General features: G+C 53.7%; 1 protein-coding gene. It reads left to right on the top strand.

Annotated elements, in window-relative coordinates:
* Positions 1–607, top strand: a 607-nt coding sequence (locus ACWHAR_RS27125) for a malic enzyme-like NAD(P)-binding protein (RefSeq protein ID WP_452088439.1), incomplete at its 5' end; no start/stop codon positions are given.
* Positions 608–711 lie beyond the last annotated feature (104 nt).

The following is a 711-nucleotide window of genomic DNA, read 5'->3' as shown; positions in this document are numbered from 1 at the left end:
AAAAGACTTCAGCCGGAACGGCCCGGGGGATGCAATTGATCTGCTCGAGGTGGTTAAAAGAGTGCAGCCTACCATTTTGATTGGAACCTCGACGGTATCGGGCGCATTTACAGAGGAAATTGTAAAAGAAATGGCAAAGCATGTGAAACGGCCGGCTATATTCCCGATGTCCAATCCGACGCCGTTATCTGAAGCAAGGCCTGAAGATTTGATCAATTGGACGGAAGGGCGGGCGCTCGTCGCCACAGGAAGCCCGTTTGCGCCTGTGGAATACAGCGGCACCCGTTATGCGATCGGCCAGGCGAATAATGCCTTTGTATTCCCCGGCCTTGGGCTCGGAACGCTCGTATCAAAAGCAAGACTGATTACGGACAACATGTTTTACGCCAGCGCGGCTGCGATCGCGGGTATGGTTGATACGGGCCGGCCCGGCGCCGCGCTTCTTCCGGAAGTTGAGGATTTGCGCACGGTTTCCGCAACCGTGGCAACGGCTGTCATCAAAGCAGCCATAGAAGACGGAGTTGCAGAAAACGAGCCGGACGATGTGATTCAGGCGGTGCAGGATGCGATGTGGCATCCGGTCTACCGGCCGATTCACGCCATATAAAAAGATGCGGCCCTGATGGCCGCATCTTTTTTGATGCTATGCTGCTGTATCAATCACATCTACGATCATGCCTGTTTTTGCATCAACCATGACTTCGTACTGTT

The organism is Bacillus sp. LR--39, assembly GCF_053613335.1.
Note: the sequence above shows the minus strand (reverse complement) of the source record. Positions and strands in the feature narration are given on the sequence as shown.